The 16,223-nt window shown below is 71.8% G+C and carries 15 protein-coding genes; 6 read left to right on the plus strand and 9 right to left on the minus strand.

Annotation, left to right across the window (positions count from 1 at the left end; genetic code table 11):
- Nucleotides 1-81: 81 nt before the first annotated feature.
- A complete protein-coding gene (locus tag IH54_RS0128545) occupies nucleotides 82-528 on the minus strand; it encodes a winged helix-turn-helix transcriptional regulator (RefSeq protein ID WP_031522272.1) in 447 nt (148 codons plus the stop codon).
- A 126-nt stretch (nucleotides 529-654) separates the two neighbouring features.
- Here IH54_RS0128545 and IH54_RS0128550 point away from each other — a divergent pair, with 126 nt between their 5' ends.
- From IH54_RS0128550 to IH54_RS0128560, 3 genes are all read left to right on the plus strand, one after another.
- The gene (locus tag IH54_RS0128550) at nucleotides 655-1,527 is read left to right on the plus strand and encodes an aldo/keto reductase family oxidoreductase (RefSeq protein ID WP_031522273.1); all 873 of its coding nucleotides are present in this window, start codon (nucleotides 655-657) and stop codon (nucleotides 1,525-1,527) included.
- A 392-nt stretch (nucleotides 1,528-1,919) separates the two neighbouring features.
- Nucleotides 1,920-2,822: a trypsin-like serine protease gene (locus IH54_RS0128555; RefSeq protein WP_234343971.1), complete on the plus strand. Its 903-nt coding sequence runs from the start codon at nucleotides 1,920-1,922 to the stop codon at nucleotides 2,820-2,822.
- A 135-nt stretch (nucleotides 2,823-2,957) separates the two neighbouring features.
- Nucleotides 2,958-4,127, plus strand: coding sequence for a S53 family peptidase (locus tag IH54_RS0128560; protein WP_043182548.1), 1,170 nt, complete (start codon nucleotides 2,958-2,960; stop codon nucleotides 4,125-4,127).
- A gap of 975 nt (nucleotides 4,128-5,102) precedes the next feature.
- Here IH54_RS0128560 and IH54_RS0128565 read toward each other — a convergent pair.
- Nucleotides 5,103-5,696 carry an RNA polymerase sigma factor gene (locus tag IH54_RS0128565; protein ID WP_107060285.1) on the minus strand — a complete coding sequence of 198 codons (594 nt, stop codon included), beginning with the start codon at nucleotides 5,694-5,696 and terminating at the stop codon, nucleotides 5,103-5,105.
- Between the two features lie 73 nt (nucleotides 5,697-5,769).
- Nucleotides 5,770-6,180, minus strand: a complete 411-nt coding sequence (locus tag IH54_RS0128570; RefSeq protein ID WP_052397975.1) for a hypothetical protein — start codon at nucleotides 6,178-6,180, stop codon at nucleotides 5,770-5,772.
- Between the two features lie 642 nt (nucleotides 6,181-6,822).
- Here IH54_RS0128570 and IH54_RS0128575 point away from each other — a divergent pair.
- Nucleotides 6,823-7,341: a hypothetical protein gene (locus IH54_RS0128575; protein ID WP_159012113.1), complete on the plus strand. Its 519-nt coding sequence runs from the start codon at nucleotides 6,823-6,825 to the stop codon at nucleotides 7,339-7,341.
- Nucleotides 7,338-9,728 carry a glycosyltransferase gene (locus tag IH54_RS0128580; protein ID WP_078862599.1) on the plus strand — a complete coding sequence of 797 codons (2,391 nt, stop codon included), beginning with the start codon at nucleotides 7,338-7,340 and terminating at the stop codon, nucleotides 9,726-9,728. Before IH54_RS0128575 ends, IH54_RS0128580 begins: the two co-directional genes overlap by 4 nt.
- Before the next feature lie 162 nt (nucleotides 9,729-9,890).
- Here IH54_RS0128580 and IH54_RS47145 read toward each other — a convergent pair whose 3' ends face one another.
- A complete protein-coding gene (locus tag IH54_RS47145; RefSeq protein ID WP_234343973.1) occupies nucleotides 9,891-10,124 on the minus strand; it encodes a nuclear transport factor 2 family protein in 234 nt (77 codons plus the stop codon).
- A 377-nt stretch (nucleotides 10,125-10,501) separates the two neighbouring features.
- Nucleotides 10,502-11,371, minus strand: a complete 870-nt coding sequence (locus tag IH54_RS0128590; protein WP_031522288.1) for an NAD-dependent epimerase/dehydratase family protein — start codon at nucleotides 11,369-11,371, stop codon at nucleotides 10,502-10,504.
- Nucleotides 11,372-11,456: 85 nt separating this feature from the next.
- Here IH54_RS0128590 and IH54_RS0128595 point away from each other — a divergent pair, with 85 nt between their 5' ends.
- Nucleotides 11,457-12,032, plus strand: coding sequence for a TetR/AcrR family transcriptional regulator (locus IH54_RS0128595; RefSeq protein WP_031522290.1), 576 nt, complete (start codon nucleotides 11,457-11,459; stop codon nucleotides 12,030-12,032).
- Nucleotides 12,033-12,092: 60 nt separating this feature from the next.
- On the opposite strand, the gene IH54_RS0128600 is transcribed toward IH54_RS0128595, so the two are convergent.
- The 4 genes from IH54_RS0128600 to IH54_RS0128620 all read right to left on the minus strand — a co-directional run.
- Nucleotides 12,093-13,067, minus strand: coding sequence for a YihY/virulence factor BrkB family protein (locus IH54_RS0128600; RefSeq protein WP_052397973.1), 975 nt, complete (start codon nucleotides 13,065-13,067; stop codon nucleotides 12,093-12,095).
- Nucleotides 13,068-13,328: 261 nt separating this feature from the next.
- On the minus strand, nucleotides 13,329-14,435 hold the full coding sequence (locus IH54_RS0128605; protein ID WP_159012115.1) for an NAD(P)/FAD-dependent oxidoreductase: 1,107 nt from the start codon (nucleotides 14,433-14,435) through the stop codon (nucleotides 13,329-13,331).
- A 186-nt stretch (nucleotides 14,436-14,621) separates the two neighbouring features.
- Nucleotides 14,622-15,203, minus strand: a complete 582-nt coding sequence (locus tag IH54_RS0128610; RefSeq protein ID WP_031522297.1) for a TetR family transcriptional regulator — start codon at nucleotides 15,201-15,203, stop codon at nucleotides 14,622-14,624.
- Nucleotides 15,204-15,494: 291 nt separating this feature from the next.
- The coding region (locus tag IH54_RS0128620; protein WP_031522299.1) for a cellulose-binding domain-containing protein at nucleotides 15,495-16,223 on the minus strand (729 nt) is incomplete at its 5' end.

Raw genomic sequence — 16,223 nt, forward strand, 5'->3', positions numbered from 1 at the left:
CCGTGTCGTCCCGGCCGTCCCGGTCCGGTGAGCGGGAGCCGGCCGGGGACGGGCGAGGTCCGGACGGTTGGAGGTGCGTCGTCAGGAGGTGCGGGAGTTGTATTCCTCACGGTTTGCGAGGACCTCGGCCATGTGCGTCTGCGCCCAGTTCCTGAGCCCGCGCGTCATGTGGTGGAGCGAGAGGCCGAGGTCGGTCAGCTCGTAGGAGACGGTGACGGGGACGGTCGGCGTCACGGTTCGGGTGAGCAGACCGTCGTGCTCCAGCGACCGCAGCGTCTGGGTCAGCATCTTCTGGCTGACGCCGGCCAGCAGACGGGAGATCTCGGAGTAACGCATCGCCTTCGGAGCGACTGCGTGTCCCGCGCCGGGCCGGTCAGGGCCGCTGTCGCCGCCGAGCGCACACAGGACCAGGACGACCCACTTGTCCGAGATCCGGTCGAGCAGCTGCCGGCTGGGGCACCCTGCCAGGAACGCGTTGTACTCGACCTTGGCCTGGGCCCTCTTGCGGGCCGCATTCGTCGTCACGATCGCACCTCTCACCGACGGGTGGTTACGCACTTCAAAGTGCCTACTTCCCGATGGGAAGCTCCTCTCCAATGCTGGTGCAGGGAGGCGGCAGGCGCCACCCCCGCGTGCACGACGAAAGGCAACAACATGAGCACACCCTCCCTCTCCCTTCCCGGCGGCACCTGGGCCCTGGGTGACCTGACCGTCACCCGGTTCGGCTACGGCGCCATGCAACTGGCCGGACCGTGGGTCATGGGACCGCCCGCCGACCGCGAGGGCGCCCAGGCCGTTCTGCGTGAAGCGGTCGACGCCGGTGTCACCCACATCGACACCAGCGACGCCTACGGGCCGCGCGTCACCAACGAGCTGATCCACGAGGCACTGCACCCCTATCCCGAGGCGCTGCACATCGTGACCAAGGTGGGCGCGACCCGCGACGGACAGGGCGGCTGGCCCACGGCCCGGCGACCCGAAGATCTGCGCCGCCAGGTCCACGACAACCTCACATCCCTCCGGCTCGACGTGCTCGACGTGGTCAACCTCCGGCTCGGCAACGCCGAAGGTCCCCAGCCCGGCTCGCTCGCCGAGGCGTTCGAGACCCTCGTGGAACTCCGGCAGCAGGGCCTGATCCGCCACCTCGGGGTCAGCAACGCCACCGAGGAGCAGGTCGCCGAGGCGCAGGGCATCGCGCCGATCGTGTGCGTGCAGAACATGTACAACCTCGCCCACCGCCACGACGACAAGCTCGTCGACCGACTCGCCCGCGACGGCGTCGCATACGTGCCCTTCTTCCCCCTCGGCGGCTTCACCCCGCTGCAGTCCTCGGCGCTCTCGGCGGTCGCCGCACGACTGGCGGCGACACCGATGTCCGTCGCGCTGGCCTGGCTGCTGCAGCGGTCACCGAACATCCTGCTCATCCCCGGCACGTCATCGACGGCGCACCTGCGCGAGAACATCGCCGGCGCGGGAATCTCCCTCTCTCACGAGGACTTGGCCGAACTGGACGGCATCGGCCGCTGAACGCCCCGGAGCTGAACGACTCACAGGCCACGACCGAAGTCGGGGTCGCCCGTCGTCGCACCCCTCGGCGTGATCCGCGCGACCGCGGTCGGTGAGGACGAATCCGCCTCCGGCGCGCGTGGGAGGGGGCCGCCGCCGGTACGTGTTCACGCCCCGCCGCGGGGAGCAGTGTCCATTCCCGGTCTTCCGGCCGGAATGCCTGCGCTGATGCTTTCGTCACCTTTGCGTCGAGGGTTGCGTTGTACCTGTCAAGCCTTCACACTGCACGCGTCCACACGGGACGGTTGGCAACTCCTGTTCCGTGGACGTCCGCAGGCGTGCCCTGTCACGCCGGCGGTGGTGCGCCCGGTCTGCGACACCGGCTGTCGTGGCTGCCGTGAGAGGAGCTCATCGTGTCGTTCCGGAACGCCGGAAGCGGCAAGCGGCGGATGAGCGGTGGCTTGGCCGCCGCTGCTGCCGGTGCGGTCCTGGGGATCGCCGGGGCGTCGCCTGCGGCGGCCGTCAACTCGTACAACGCCACACCGGCGCCCGAGCGCACCGAGGTCGGCGCCCTTGTCGCCCAGTGGGACGACGACGGGGACGCGGCCACGCCCGACCGGGTGGACTGGGTGTGCTCGGGGACGATGGTGGACCGCGACACGTTCCTCACCGCGGGGCACTGCACCAGTGACTGGCCTGCGGGCGTGCGGTTCTACGTCTCCCTCGACCAGGACGTCCAGTCCGAGCTGGACGCCGCCGAGCAGGCGCACGCCGGTGACCCGGCGGCTGTCGGGACGGCCGTGGGGGTCGAGGGCGTCGCACACACCGACCCCGCCTACCCGGGCCCGTCCGCCGATCCGCACGACATCGCCGTGATCCAGCTGCCCGCCGCCGCGGTTGCCGCGCGCTGGTCGTTCACCCCGGCCACGCTGCCCGCCCAGGGCCAACTGGACGCACTGGGTCGGCAGGGGCTGAACGGCACGCCGTTCGAGGTCACCGGTTACGGCACGCAGGAGGCGCAGCGCGGCCCGGGCGGCCAGACCCATCCGGGCGGCGGCGTCCGGATGAAGGCCCCGGTCTCCTTCGACGCGCTCAACCCCTCCTGGGTGCGTTTGGCCATGACGGCTCCCCAGGGCAACGGCGGCGCCTGCTACGGAGATTCGGGTGGTCCGAACTTCGCGCTGATCGGCGGTTCGCTCGTCCTCGCGGCGATCACCGTCACCGGTGACTCCCCTTGCTACGCCACCAACGTCGCCTACCGGCTCGACGTCACGGCAAGCCGGGCGTTCCTCGCGCCCTTCGTCACCCTCCCCTGACACGGCAGCGTCCGGCCCGGCACGCCCTACCCGGGCGGCCGTGAGCCGGGCAGGCTGCCGAGGCCGACGCACCGATCGGCCATGACCCCTGAGGAGAGTCATATGCAACTGCGCACACGCGCACAGCTGTTTGGCATGGGCGTAGCAGCCCTGGCGGGAATCCCGCTCATGGTCCTCGGCCCTGTCGGTGCCTCGCAGGCGGCGGTCTCGCCGGCCGCGAAGACCGCGCACTCCTGTACCACGGCCAAGGCGGGATTCGCCTCGTGCCAGGCGATCGTCCGTACCGACGTCGTCTCCACCGAGCAGATCTCGCCGAACGCCACCCCGTCCGGCTACGGCCCGTCCAGCCTGCAGTCCGCGTACAACCTGCCGTCGGCGACGGCGGGCGCCGGCCGCACCGTCGCGATCGTCGACGCGTACGACGACCCGACCGCCGAGGCCGATCTCGCCGTCTACCGGGCCCAGTTCGGGCTTCCGGCCTGCACGACGGCCAACGGCTGCTTCAAGAAGATCGACCAGAACGGCGGCACCAGCTACCCGAAGAAGGACGGCGGCTGGGCGCAGGAGATCTCACTCGACATCGACATGGTCTCGGCGATATGCCCCAACTGCCACATCCTGCTGGTGGAGGCCAAGACCTCGTCCTTCGCCAACCTGGGCGCCGCGGTGAACCGCGCGGCGGCCACCGCGGGCGTCGTCGCCATCAGCAACAGCTACGGCGGCTCCGACGCCTCCGACGCGAGCTACGGCTCGTACTACAACCACCCGGGCATCGCCGTGACCGCCAGTTCCGGTGACTCCGGCTACGGCGCGAGCTACCCGGCGTCCTCGCACTACGTCACCGCCGTCGGCGGCACGTCGCTCAGCACCTCGTCCAACGCGCGCGGCTGGACCGAGACCGCGTGGAGCGGCGCCGGCAGCGGCTGCTCCGCGTACAACACCGCGCTGACCGGCGCCGCGTCCTTCGCGACCGGCTGCTCCAAGCGCGCAGAGGCCGACGTCTCAGCGGTCGCCAACCCCTCCACCGGCGTGGCGGTCTACGACAGCACCGCCTACCAGGGCTACTCCGGCTGGATGGTCTTCGGCGGCACCAGCGTGTCGTCCCCGATCATCGCGTCGGTCTACGCACTGGCCGGCAACACCGGCTCGATCGACAACAACTACCCGTACACGCACTCGACCTCGCTGTACGACGTCACCTCCGGCAGCAACGGCAGCTGCACCACCTCGCAGTGGTGCACCGCCCGCACCGGCTGGGACGGCCCCACCGGGCTCGGCACGCCGAACGGCATCGGCGCCTTCTGACCGGCGGCACATCGCAACGCCGGGCCGGAAGGGGGGTCTCCCTTCCGGCCCGGTTCCGCGGTCAGGCCCGCCCGTGGCCTTTCGCGTGGCCGGTCACGACGGCAGGCGTCGGGCGCCGGGAGGCGTGAGGCGCGGGGGTTTGCGGCGTGACGGCCGCAGGATCTGCCGACGGTCTCGCGGATCCCGCCCCGCCGTGACCGGAAGGCTGGCCGCCGGTCAGCCGTGCGCAGTACGGGGCAACCTCGGCAGGGCTGCCCGCGGCGGTCTCCAGGCGGCGCTGCGCCGCGGAGTCCAGGTGCTCGCCGCGCTCGGAGGCCCGCGCGTAGGAGGCACACAACCCTTTGAGGCTCGGCGGTGCGGGGGTGCTCGCCCCGGGAGCGGAAGGGTGCGCGGAGGGACCGGTGGGGGCAGCAGGCGCTGTTGCCCGGTCCGGCGAGGTGGTGGGTCGGCCGGTGCCAGGAGCACTCGGGGTGCCGGCCGCGGGTGCCGGCGGGGCCGGCGCAGGGCTCTGCACGGGCGTGGCCTCTCCGGAGCGGAACGGGTGCGGCAGCGTCCCGGTCTGTGCGGCGATCGCCACCCCGCCGAGTACCGACGCCGCGGCGAGGCCCCCCACCAGCGCTCTCGTCGGGCGTGACACGCGCCGCCACGGTGTACGCCGGCGCTCCGGGCCGGCCGGTGTCCGTCCCGCTTGCCGCGAGCCGCGGAAGGCCTGGAGCACGAGCCGCTCGTCGTCCGCGTTCCCGGGCCGGGAGTCGGCTCCCCGCGCGGCCTTCGACAGCAGCCGGGCGAGATCGGCCACCCGGGGATCGTCGTGGGGCAGGTCCGGATCCCCGTCCAGCAGCCGTTCCGCCGTGCCGGCGTCGAGCCAGCCGGGTTGCCCTTCCGGCCCGGCCCGGTGCCTCCCCGCCAGGTCACCGGTTCGACCGGGGAATGCGCCTTCCCGTGGCTCCGGACGCTCGTTGCTGGTCATCGTCGTCACTTCTCCTCGGTGCCGCCGGTGCGGCGCATGTGCTCTGCCAGGCGTTTGAGGCCGCGATGGGCGGCGGTGCGGACCGCACCGGGCTGCTTGCCCAGAACCTGGGCGGCCATGGGGGCGTTGAGGCCGAGCATCACCCGCAGCAGTACGGCCTCGGCCTGGTCGCGGGGGAGCTCTGCGATCAGGGACAGGGCGTGGGCGGTCGAAAGGTTCTCCAGGGCCAGGCTCTCGGAATCCCGCTCGGCCGAAGGTTCCGTGACGGCGTCGTCGAGTTCCGTGGTCCTGGGGCGGACATTGGCCTTGCGCAGGTGGTCCAGTGCCCGGTTCCGGGCGATCGTGGCCGCCCAGGCGCGAAAAGCCGGCCCGTCGCCCCGGAAGCCGTTCAGCCCGCGTACGACGTCGTGCCAGGTCTCCGCCGCGACGTCGTCGGCGTCGTGGCCGACGAGGCCGCGGAGATATCCGACCAGGCGTGGGTTGACCGTCCGGTAGACGGTGGTGAACGCCGCCTCGTCGCCCTCGCGCGCCCGCGCGAGGGCAGCGGCGAACGCCGTGTTGTCCGTCCCGTCCTGCCGGGGCAACCGCGCTCTCGCCACCAGTCCTCGTCGTGCTCGTCGGCCACCGGGCCGGTGGCGGGCGCCAGCTGTCTGCTCGTCCTGCGCCGCAGACTCAGCCCCTGGTTCTGCCGACCACCGCGAGGCAGAACAGGCGCAAGCTGTCCTGCGGACCGTTCTCGTACCGTTTGACCGCTCTGCCCAGGGGGTTCCACAGTCGGCCGTCCGGCGTGCGAACGCCGAACGGCTGTCCGAAGATAGCGCGCTGGCCGGCATCGAATTCCACCCAGGCTGCGCCGGCCGCCCGCACCAGCACCTCACCGGTGTAGGCGCCCAGGGCCATCAGGGTGGGTGCCAGGTCCGCGGCCCGCGATTCCCCCTGGCGCAGGCCGTCCATGATGCGGTCGACGAGGGCCAGGCTCCCCGGCGAATAGTCGAGCCCGAGCCCGGAGCGCTCGCGCACCGTCGCCACCAGGCCTGCTGCCAACCGCGGGCAGGACTCCACCGCCCCCGCGGGCGCGTCCACCGTCCGATCCGCCCCCACGCCGCCTCCTCCTGACCACCGGTTTCGCGCGGGAATGCGCGTAGAACAGGGGACGTAGCGGCCGCCGAAAGCGTTACACCCCTCCGGTCTGCGGCGAGCGGCAGGCGGCGGCCGCCCTCCGCGCGAGTACGTTCGACGGGCAGGCCGGGTCGAACTGGCAGGAGCACCGGACGGCAGGTCCCACTACAGCCAGCCGATCCCGTCGCTCGCCCCCCGAAGTTCACCGGCAGCCTCTCCGTCGCCGAGGGCTCCCAGGCCCGGCCGGAGTGCACCGACTTCCCGTCGTCGGTGACGAACGCCACAGGCTCCTGGACCCGGACCGCCGCCCCGGCCGGCGCGCGGGCACCACCACCGGCATGCTCGCGTACACGTTCTGCGCCGCCGAGCGCCCCTCCACCCGCGGCGTGACCACCGCGCCGCCCAACTCCTGCGAGGGCGGCGTCGGTACCGGCGCCACCACGTTCGGCATCCCGCTCCCGATGTCCGCCCGCCGGCAGGACCGAGGCGTGGCCCGCGCCGCCGGTGACGCGGGCGCCCGATGCCACAACAGGGTGCCGATACGGATGTTTCCGCAAATATGCGTCGCGTCGCCAAGGCGTGTTGCCTCTTGTAAGGTGCGCGGCTGTGCAACCCGAGACAGTGCAGGACCCCTCCACCGGCCGAACACCCGGTGCGAAGAAGCACCGGTCGGGCGGCTCCCACGGAGCCGCCCGACCGGTCTTCCTCGACCCTTCAGGGCGGCGGCAGCGCCGGGTCAGAAGGCTTGGATGTCTCCTGGCGGTCCCCGCCGCCGCCTACGCCGTGCTGCTGCTGAGCACAGCTTTCGGCGGGCCCTCGGTCGACTCGCCGTACCTGCCGCTGCCTGCCGCGGGCGACCACGGCGCGGGCACGGCGACGCCCCGGCACACCGCACCCGGCTCACCGCACCGCAAGCCCTCGGTGGCGGGCGGCGCAGCGTCCGCCACCGGCAAGCCGACCGCCCGTACCACAGCCGGCACCGCACCCTCGGCGCACCCGTCCGCGTCCGGCAGCGCCGCCACGGCCACCGCGAAGCCGTCCGCCACCGCCTCACCCACCGCGACCCACGGCAAGAGCACCGCCACCCACCCCGTCCCCACCCACACCGGGCACGGTCGCGGATGAGCCGGCGGCGGGCAGCGCCCGCGGGGCGCGGCGGCCACCACGGCCGCCGGGGTGTGGTGCGCAGCAAGCCGCTGCGCACCCACTGGCTGCTGCTGACGGTGCTGGTCCTCACGCTGAGCGGCACGCTCCTCATCCAGGGCTACACCCAGCACATGTTCGGCATCGGCGACGACGCCGCGGGCTCAGGCGGAGGGCCCGCGAACCGGGTGCCCACGGCGGTTGCCCACGGCGGCCCGGTGATCGACAGCGCGGCGACTCCGGCCCGGACCGCCCGCCCCAGGGCCCGCACCATCGCCCTCACCTTCGACGACGGCCCCGACCCCCGCTGGACCCCGCAGATCCTCGCCGTGCTGCGCCGCCACCACGTGCACGCCACGTTCTTCGTCGTCGGCACCGAGGTCGCGGCACATCCCGCGCTGGTGCGGCAGATCGCCGCCGACGGCAACCAGATCGGCATCCACACCTTCACCCACGCCAACCTCGGCGCCATCCCCGCCTGGCAGCGCTCGCTCGAGCTGCGAGAGGCCCAGCTCGCCCTGGCCGGCGCCACCGGGCAGACCAGTTACCTCCTGCGCCCCCCGTACTCGTCGAGCAACGAGGCCCTGAACGACCACGACTGGGAATCCGTCGAGACGGCCGGCGAGCACGGCTATCTCACGGTGCTCAGCACGCAGGACAGCGAGGACTGGCAACGCCCCGGAGCAGACGCGATCGTCGCCAACGCCACCCCGCACGGCAGCGCCGGACAGATCCTTCTGATGCACGACGGCGGCGGCGACCGCTCCCAGACCGTCGCCGCCCTCGACCGGCTGCTGCCGCAGCTGACCGCACGCGGCTACCGCTTCGCCACGGTCTCCGAAGCGGTCGGCCTGCCCCAGGCCACGCGCCCGGCGAGCACCGGCGACCACTGGCTCGGACTCGCCCTGATCGGCACGCTCGCCGCCAGCGGATGGGCGCTGCGCATCCTGGGCTGGCTGCTCCTCGCCGCCGGCGTGCTCGCCGTGCTGCGCGCCGCCGCCGTGGTGATCGCCGCGCGCCGGCACACCGGGCGACGCGGCAAGGCCTGGGGGCCGCCGGTCACCGAGCCGGTCACCGTCATCGTCCCGGCCTACAACGAGAGCGCCGGTATCGAGGCCGCGGTCCGTTCGCTGCTCGCCTCCGACCACCCGGTTGAGGTCGTCGTCGTCGACGACGGCTCCACCGACGGCACGGCCGATCTGGTCGAGTCCCTCCACCTGCCCTACGTGCGGGTCATCCGGCAGGCGAACGCCGGCAAACCCGCCGCGCTCAACGCCGGGATCGCGGCCGCCTCCTTCGAGCTGCTGGTCATGGTCGACGGCGACACCGTCTTCGAGCCGGACGCGGTGCGCACCCTGATACAGCCCTTCGCCGACCCGCGGGTCGGCGCGGTGTCCGGCAATGCCAAGGTCGTCAACCGGCGCGGACTGCTCGGCCGGTGGCAGCACATCGAGTACGTCGTCGGCTTCAACCTCGACCGGCGGCTCTTCGACCTCGGGCAGTGCATGCCGACCGTCCCCGGTGCGGTGGGCGCCTTCCGGCGCACCGCGCTGCTCCGGGTCGGCGGGGTCAGCGACGAGACCCTCGCCGAGGACACCGACCTGACCATGGCACTGTGCCGCGAGGGCTGGCGCGTGGTCTACGAGGAGGACGCGATCGCCTGGACCGAGGCGCCGGCATCGCTCGGCGCCCTGTGGCGGCAGCGCTACCGCTGGTGCTACGGCACGCTCCAGGCGATGTGGAAGCACCGCCGCGCCGTGGTCTCCGCCGGCCAGGCCGGCAAGCTCGGTCGCCGCGGGCTGCTCTATCTGCTGCTCTTCCAGGTCCTGCTGCCCCTGGTCGCCCCAGTCGTCGACATCTTCGCCGTCTACGGCCTGGTCTTCCTCGACCCTCTGCGCATCGTCGGCCTGTGGCTGGCCTTCCTGCTCCTGCAGGCCCTCCTCAGCGCGTACGCTTTCAGGCTGGACGGCGAACGGATCGGGCCGCTGTGGACGCTGCCCCTCCAGCAGTTCGTCTACCGGCAGTTGATGTACCTGGTCGTCATCCAGTCCGTGGCCACCGCCGTCGCGGGAAGCCGCCTGCGGTGGCAGCGCATGGAGCGGTACGGCAGTCTCACCGTGCCCGTCGCCCCCACCGCACCCGCCCCCGCGGCCGCGGGGGCAGGCCCGACGCCGTACTCCCCACCGCCCGGCCGTCCCCGGCCCCAGCAGGACCTCGCCGAGACCTGGCTGAACGAAGTGCACGGCGCACCGCACGCGGCGGACGTCACCTACCTGCGCAGCGGCCACACCCCCGGCCTGGAAGCCGGCCCCGACCACCAGGCTCCACCCCGGTACGGACCGGATTCCTACGGAGGCGGTGCACGCTGACGGGATTCGCCGCACGAGGAGCGTTCCGTGGCCCCCGGCGTAGGACCCTCTGCTGGGGGGAGAAGGTCATTGCGCGCCGGCGGCGATGCCCGCCTTCTGCAGGCGCGGCGCGCCCGGACGGCGGCGGCGAGACACCGGCGGAGCGCCTGGTACCGGGAACTCCTACTGCGGGTGCAAGGCTTCGGCCACCGCGATGGTGTCCCAGTAGAACGGGTGTATCTCGGTGATGAGTCCGTCTTTGACCGTGATCAGTTGCATGACCGAGGTGTCCAGGGTCCGACCGGTGGCGCGGGCCTGCAGGCGGCCGCGGTTCAGTACGACGACGACGTCTCCGTCGACCACGAACCGCTGCTCCAGGAATTCCAGCGACTGCCACGCCTCGCTCATCGCGGCCATGAACTCCTCGATGCCGCGCGGCCCGCGCCAAGTGCCCCCGTAGGGCAACCAGGTGCCTGGTACATCACCACCTCAGGATCGAGGCACCCGGCGAGTCCGTCGAAGCTGGCCTTGCCCATACCTCCGGCGGCAATGTAGGCCGCTTCGGCCGCGTAGAACTCCTGCAGTACGGCCAAGGCGCCGCCTCGTGCGCGCGCGCCTGTGCGCGGCCCAGCCGCCGATTCCGCGATCGGGCTCGAATTCATCGTGTTTTCTGCGGTCATCAGCCCATGGCGACGATCCAGCGGGAAAGGCGCTGGCGATATTCGGACATCGGCGTCCTGGGCGTCACCGCCACGGTCAAAACTGCCGACCCACGCTCCTGGCCTCCTGGCGGCTCAGCGACTGAAGTAGAAGCCTGCGTCGAGGTCGGCGAGCAGGGTGGGGTGGGTCGGCTCCCAGCCGAGCAGTTCGCGGGTCGCCTCGTTCGGCATCTTGACGTCGATGCCGATGAAGGGGAAGGCCCTGAAGTGCTCGGCTGCCTGCTCCGCCGACATGCTGACCGCCTTGACGCCCAGGTGGCGGGCGACGGACTCGGCGATGATGCGGACCGGGACACCGGCCTCGGTGGCGCCGGTGACCTGCGAGCCGGCCGGGGCCTTGTCCACCGCGAGCGCCCAGACGCGGGCGACGTCGAGCGTGTGGCCCGCGGCCCAGGTGTTGGCGCCGTCGCCGACGTAGCCGGCGACGCCGGTTTCCCGGGCGATCCGGAGGTACTGCGGGATGAACCCGTTCCGGTCGCGCTCGCTGTGCGTGACGTTCGGGACCGCGACGAGGACGGTGCGCACGCCGTGCTCGGTGTACCCGTGGATGGCGAGGGCGACCTTGGCGCGGGGATTCCGGTGGTTCACCAGGTCCTCGACGCGACTCATGCCGATGCCGAGGAAGGCCTTGCCGGTGTCGACGAGTTCGCCGCAGATCGCGTGGACGACCTCTTCGTCCTGTGCGGCGACCTCGGCGAAACGACCGGAGGCGATGCCCTCGTGCTGGAAGCCGAGGTGGACGACCGCGTCGGCGTTGCGGGCGGCCTCGCGCAGGCCGTCGAGGTCGGTCAGGTTGCCGCGGCGGGCCTCGGCGCCCATCGCCCTGACGGCAGCGGCCGCCTCGTCGGAACGTGCGAGGCCGACGACGTCGTGACCTGCGTGGATGAGTTCAGGAACAACGGCGGAGCCGATGTGGCCGCTGGCACCGGTGACGAAGACGCGCACGAGGATCTCCCTGGGAAGTGATGTGACTTGGTAACGTCACGGTACCACGGTGACGTTACCAAGTCACATCACTTAGGATGTCCCCATGGCTCGATGGGAACCGAACGCACGGGAACGGCTGGTCCGCGCCGCGGTCGAACTGTTCGCCGAGCAGGGATACGAGGCGACAACGGTCAACGAGATCGCCGAGCGGGCCGGAGGGCTGACCAAGACCACGTTTTTCCGGCACTTCACCGACAAGCGCGAGGTGCTGTTCGCCGGGCAGGAGATCCACAGCCGGGTCACGGCCGAGGCGATCGCCGAGGCGCCCGCGTCGGGCACGCCCCTGGAGATGGTCGGCCTGGCGCTGGACGGACTCGCGTCGTCGTTCACGGAGGACCGGCGGGACATCGGACGGCGGCTTCGGGCGGTCATCGCGAACAGCGCGGAACTGCAGGAGCGCTCCGCCTCCAAGCGGGCGGCGCTCTGCGAGGCGATGGCGCAGGCGCTTCGCACGCGCGGCGTCTCGGAACTCGTCGCCGATCTCGCGGCCGAACTGGGCGTGCGTGCGTTCTACGGCGCGTTCGACCGGTGGACGTCATCGGCGGAGCCGCGGACCCTCGTCGAGTACGCGCGAGAGGTCTACGGCGAGTTGAAGACGGCTGTGTCCGTGCTCGAATAGCCCGCCTGGCCGGCCGGCCAGGCGGCCGTAGGAGTGGCGCGAAGAAGAGGGCGGCGGCTGTCAGAGGTTGCGGTCGTCGCGGGGTTCGACGTAGGGCTCCTTGTCGGCGGGGTGGCCGGCCAGGCGAGCGCGGGCGCGTTCGGACTCGGCGCTGTATTCCAGGCCGAGCAGCAGGGCGATGTTGGAGATCCACAGCCAGACGAGGAACACGATGATCCCGGCGAAAGCGCCGTAGGTCTTGTTGTAGCTGGAGAAGTTGGCGATGTAGACGGCGAAGAGGGCGGACGCGGCGATCCAGACGAGGACGCTGAGCACGCTGCCGCGGGTGATCCAGGCGAAGGGATGCCTGACGTTCGGCGCGGCCCAGTGCAGCACCGCGACGACCAGGGCGAACAGGACGACCATGACAGGCCACTTGGCGTAGTTCCATACGGTGACCGCGGTGTCGCCGAGACCCAGGATGTGCCCGGTCCTGCGGGCCAGGTCGCCGGTGAACACGATGCCCACCGAGATGGCGGCCAGAACAGTCACGGTGAAGACCGTGATTCCGAGTCGAACGGGAATCGTCTTCCAGGCAGGGCGGCCTTCGCCGATGTCGTACACGGCGTTGCCGGCTCGCATGAAGGCCGCGACGTACCCGGATGCCGACCACAGTGCGACCCCGGTGCCGACGATCAGCGGGACGAGGGCTTTGTCGCCGCTGGCCTGTACCTGGGTGACGATGCCGGTCAGTGTCGAGCGGACGGCGCCGGGGGCCGTGCTGGTGATGTTGTCCGTCAGCGACGCGGCAGCGGACTTGCTCAGAAGGCCCACGATCGAGACGAGCGCCAGGAGGGCGGGGAAGACGGCCAGGATCCCGTAGTACGTGAGGGCGGCGGCGAGATCGGACAGATTGTCGGCCTTGTATTCTGCGAAGGTGCGCTTGAGGATCTCCCAGGCCGTCCCGCGGGGGAGGTCCGAAGGCTTTGCCGGCGCCCGGCCGGCGGTGCCCTCCGCTTCGGTGGCCCCGGTGCGCTGCGGCTCACGTTCCGCCATGGCCTGCCCTTCGGGCCGTGTAGCGGGCCTGGGCAGAAAGAGCTTTTCTCTTCATTTGACCATTGTGGTGCAATGGTCGCGATCATTCGCATTTCCGTGAATTCTGGCGTGTACCGGATGCCCGCTGTGGTGGACCTTCGCGGTCCGGGCGGCATCGTGCATATTGCCGGTCGGACAAGGGCCGGGCGGACGACCAGGGGCCGGACAGTTCTGTCGGCAGCCGGGCCCACTGCGTCTACGCCGGTGGTGCGCCCCCGACCGTCACGAGGGGAACCGCTCCGGGCGGAAGTCCGCCAGCAGCTCGTCCCTGTGACCGCTGAGGATCTCCGAAGCGAGCAGCCGGCCGATCACCGGCCCGAGCGTGATGCCGCTGTGGGACACGGCCTCGTAGTAGCCCGGCACCGACGGTACCGATCCTACCGAGGGGAATGCGTCGGCCGGGATGGGCCGGTGGACGACCCGGGTCCGTACGATGCGAGAGCTGCCCAGGTCGGGGACGACGCGCCGCGCCGCGTCGTGGAGCAGCCGTGCCAGTTCCGCCGGGTCTTCGCCTGTGTCGATGAGCGCGTCCACCTCGCGACTGTGCAGGACCACCGAAGCCTCCCCGTCCGGGCGGATCTCCACGTGAGGTGCGTGCATGGCGCGGCCGACCGGGACGCGGACGCAGCTGATCCGGGTGACGGCGCCGGGCTCGCGGCGCATCGGCAGGTGCCGTGCGACGAGCCCGGCGACATGGGAGGCACGGGGCCCCGCCGCGTTCACCACGATGTCGACGTCGAGCGAGCTTCCGTCGGACAGCGCCAGCGTGCGGATGCTCCCGTCGGTACCCGTGCCGATGCCGCGGACCGCGGTGCCGGACCGAAGCTCGGCGCCGCACGCGACCGCCTGAGCGAGCAGGCGGCCCACGAGGTGCCGTCCGTGCACCCACGCTTCGTCGGGACAGAAGAGGACCGGGACCTCGCCGGGCAGCGCGAGAGCCGGCTCGAGCCGGCGCACCTCGGCCCCCGTACGCACCTCGACCCGGTAGTCCCAGGCGGCCAGCAGCTCAGCGGACTCCAGGAGCTTCGTCTCCGCCGCGGGATCATCCGCCCAGCGCAGGTGGCCACTGGGATACCACCATGAGTCGGGCCCGATGACCCCGGCCAGCTCACGGTGGGCCGCCATACCGGCGACGTTCAGGTCGAAGTAGGACCTGCGCACCGTCTTGTTGCTCGCGTTGACCCAGGAGAAGGACCAGTCGGTGACGCCCTCACCGGGTCGTCCGGCGTCGATGAAGACCACTTCGGCGCCCTGCCGGGACAGGTTCCAGCCCACGCCGGCTCCGAGAACGCCCACTCCGATGACAGCAACACGCTGCGACCGCTTCACTGTGCACTCCCGTCCGAACAGGCAACCGCCGCCAACCGCTTGCTGCCGCGCGCTTCCCCTCGAACCACACGCCCGAGTCTCCAGGTACGCGGAAGAAGGGGAAAGTCCCGAGCCTGTCCGCGGCCCGAACGGCTTCGAGGCCTCTCACGAAGACGGAGTCGCCGGCGCATGCCCTCGGCGCGTTCTTCAGGGCGTCGGCGCGGTGAGATACCGCTGGATCGTCGGACCGAGCCAGTCCACGATCTCCTCGCGGGTGAGCGCCACGCTCGCCGGGAAGCGCAGCACGTACCGCGTCAGCGCGAGTCCCAGCACGGTCGAGGCGCACAGCGCTGCCCGGGCCGGCGCCTGCTCCGGATCGGGGCACACCCTTCGCGCCAGCGGGATCAGCTGGTCTCGCAGCACCCGCTGCATGTGCTCGGCGGCGGCCGGGTCGGCGGCTCCGACCCGGATCAGCGCGGTGAGGTCCCCGTTCTCCTCCCACAGGGCGAGGAAGTGGCGCGCCAGCGTGCGGCCGATCTCCGCACGCGGCTCGACGGGCACGCCGGGCAGGCCCGGGTCGATCGCGACGGCGTCGGCGAACAGGCCTGCCTTGCTGCCGTAGTAGCGCATCACCATCGACGGGTCGATCTTCGCGTCACGCGCGATGGCCCGGATGGTGGCCTTCTCGTACCCGTCCGCCGCGAACCGCTCGCGCGCCGCGGCCAGGATCGAGGCGCGGGAAGCGTCGGCACTCCGCGCGGCCCGCTGGTTGTCCGTGCTGCCGGTCATGCTGACAAACGTAGGCCAACGCATGCACCGGCAGGCGGATTTTCCCGGCAACATCGTGTCGCCCGCCGAGGTCGCCCCCGGCGGGAAGGCATCTGTCAGGCCTGCGGTGCTCCCGTGCGGGCGGCGCTCGCGAAGTCGACGAGCAGCAGGGCCGAGCCGTCGCTCGGCGGTGCGCCGGTGGGCAACGCGACGTCGGCGCGCAACAGCGGCGCCCGCAGACCCCTCCTGCCGCACCACCGGCTGCCGGGCGGTGAGTGCGCGACGTGTCCCCGCCCGGCGTGGGGCAGTGGATCAGGTGCAGGCGGTGCCGTTGAGGGCGAAGGCGGTCGGCGAAGGGTTGCTGGAGGCGTACGTGCCCTGGAACCCGAAGGACGCGGTACCGCCCGAGGGGATCGTGCCGTTGTAGCTCATGTTGGTGGCGGTGACCACGGCGCCCGACTGCGTGACGGTGGCGTTCCAGCCGTTGGCGACCTTCTGGCTGTCGGGGAAGGAGAAGGTGACCGACCAGCCGTTCACCGGGGTGCCGCTCGTGTTGCCGACGGTGACGTCGGCGGTGAATCCGCCTGCCCATTCGCTGGTCGTGGTGTACGTGACATGGCATGTGCCGCCCGTGGAACCGCCACCGGTGACGGTCCAGGTGAAGGACGCCGTGCCCTTGGCCCCTGTGGCGTCGGTGGCGGTGACCGTGACGGCGTAGCTGCCGGCCGCGGTGGGCGTTCCGGTGATCCGGCCGGTGGAGCTGATCGAGAGACCGGGGGGAAGGCCGGCGGCGGCGAAGGAGAGCGTCTGACCGGAGGCGGAGTCGGCGGCCTGGACCTGCAGCGCGGTGACCGCCGTGCCCACGGTGGCGCTCTGTGCCCCGGGGTTGGTGACCGTGACGGTGTTGCCCGGGGCGGTGGTGGCCCCGTATCCCGTCGCGGCGATGTTGGCCTGGACGGCGTTGTCGGTGGCGTCGGTGGGGTAGCCGGCGACGACGGCGCCCTCGTAGAAGGTGCCCTGGGACTGGTTGGTGTTGCCGTT

The sequence above is a fragment of the Streptomyces sp. NRRL F-5123 genome (assembly GCF_000721495.1).
Classification (GTDB): Bacteria; Actinomycetota; Actinomycetes; order Streptomycetales; family Streptomycetaceae; genus Actinacidiphila.